This is a genomic window from Oleiphilus sp. HI0061 (assembly GCF_001635675.1).
In genome coordinates, this window is sequence record NZ_LWFE01001457.1 from 1 (window position 1) to 1,843 (window position 1,843).

General features: G+C 44.6%; 2 protein-coding genes and 1 pseudogene. 1 reads left to right on the forward strand and 2 read right to left on the reverse strand.

Annotated elements, in window-relative coordinates; translation table 11 throughout:
- Both A3735_RS22940 and A3735_RS22945 read right to left on the reverse strand, forming a co-directional pair.
- Positions 1-336, reverse strand: a pseudogene (locus tag A3735_RS22940) (PAS domain-containing protein); the annotation flags it as partial.
- Between the two features lie 10 nt (positions 337-346).
- The gene (locus A3735_RS22945) at positions 347-1,372 is read right to left on the reverse strand and encodes a response regulator (RefSeq protein WP_068510487.1); all 1,026 of its coding nucleotides are present in this window, start codon (positions 1,370-1,372) and stop codon (positions 347-349) included.
- Between the two features lie 223 nt (positions 1,373-1,595).
- Here A3735_RS22945 and A3735_RS22950 point away from each other — a divergent pair.
- The coding region (locus A3735_RS22950) for a hypothetical protein (RefSeq protein ID WP_156499848.1) at positions 1,596-1,843 on the forward strand (248 nt) is incomplete at its 3' end.

Consider the following 1,843-nt stretch of genomic DNA (forward strand, 5'->3'; position numbering starts at 1 on the left):
GTTTTGGTACATGAATGGTTCTGTGCCGGTAATTGGGCGGTAGTTTTTGAATTTGAACAGATAAGGTCGCTGCTCCCAGGTCATAAAGGAGCGGTTTTTTAACATAAACACTGAATTAGATTTATGCTCTAGCCAATCTCTGGGCAAATCAGGGAATAAGTCAAAGAGATTCTTGTCTTTGGTCTGCAATGGAGTTATGCCGCTATGGCTCTCCATGAAACTGTTCCAAACTTTAATGCTAAAGTTGCGATCCAGTACCACGAGGCCGACATCGATGGTTTGCAGCATATCCATCAGCCAGTGAAATTCTTTTATATCTATCTGTGATCGTTCCATAGTTCGGCTATTAATCCATCAAGTAGGAAAGTCGTTTGTTCAAATTGTCCAGTGAATCTTCAGTGAACAGTAATAACAGGTCGCAACTAATGTTGTAGTTTTCAATTTCGTAAGTGATTTCAATGGCGAGTGTTTTCTTCCAGCGCTTGGCATTGGCTTTGATCAATTCACTTACTTTGACATGCTGCCCTAAAACAACCGGGTGCCCTTGACTGAAGGTGGTGTCGAGTTGTTGGGCAATACCGTTAGTACAGGCGCCCACTAGAATACTGGCCACTTCCATTAGTAGCTCAAGCTCAACCATGCGATCGACTTCGCCTTTGTAGTCGAGCAGCTTGGCGATATCACCAAAACTTGAATCACTGAAATTGAGCAAGGCTTCACCACTAATACCCGAACCGATAAAACCTTGGCAAACGGCAGAGTAGGTGTCTTGTTGCTCGGTGAGTGATAAGGCCATTTCTAACTCACTAACTTCGAGCAAGTTAACGTTTGGTATAGGCAGTTTTACGAAGACTTTCAAAAGCCGAGCGAGTAGGTCAGCTGCTTGTCCCATTGCGACATTCGCTATTTCTTGCATGCAGTCGCGGGTGCCAATATTGCCGATTTCACCTTTCTTAATTATCGGTGCTCTTGCAGGCGTAGCAGGAGCGGCTGAGGGCTCTGGTGCTCTGTAAAGGCCAAATTTCTCAAGTAGCTCTGTGAGCGCTTCAGTCGAAGTAGGTTTCTTAATGAAGTCGATTGCGCCTAGAGCCTTAACGCGTTCATGTGCTTCAGGTTGAATATCTCCTGATACGACAATTACCATCGTTGGCAAATCTTGTTTCTGAATCTGCTCTAAGGTTTCATAACCATCCATGACTGGCATGTTGAGGTCGAGAAACATAATGTCTCCCAAACCCTCTTTAATGGCTGCCAATGCTTCTTCACCATGTTTCGCAAATGAAACTTCTATTTCCCAGTCACTTGGCAAGGTTCTCGCCATTTGCTTTCTAGCTACGCTGGAGTCGTCGCAGATCAGGACGCGTGTTGTCATATGAAAAGGTCTTTCCACGGGATGTATTTATGATTACTAATTAAAGTGCATGAATGCCCATTCAGCAAGTCTTCAGGATAATTAAAGTTCCATATTCAGAGCAGTCATGACCCCATGCTCTGAATGGGGTATACTGGAGCGTTTATTAGTCTCAGGTATTAGTCTGGAAATCCAATTTAACAGGGTTTCTGGGCTGTAAGTGTGTGTCGACGGAGTCTTTTAGGTGAGTGATATTAAGAGCAGGGTGAACACTTATTTGTATGCAGCACAAACACAAGCAAAGCAGGCAGAGACAAGTACTAATGCTGCGCTTGCACAGGCTGCCGTTGTTGGCGCTAGTTTGAGTTTGAAGTATGCCTGGGAAGCCTGGCTAGAAGAATTATCAGCCTATTTAAAGATCCCTGCTGACGCCTTGCAAGATGAGTCTTCAGAATTGGCGCAGAATATGCCCGATTGCCAGTTCCTGTTTGC

Coding starts and splice junctions, on each gene's coding strand:
- A3735_RS22945 (WP_068510487.1), bottom strand. CDS start 1,372: ATGACAACACGCGTCCTGATCTGCGACGACTCCAGCGTAGCTAGAAAG.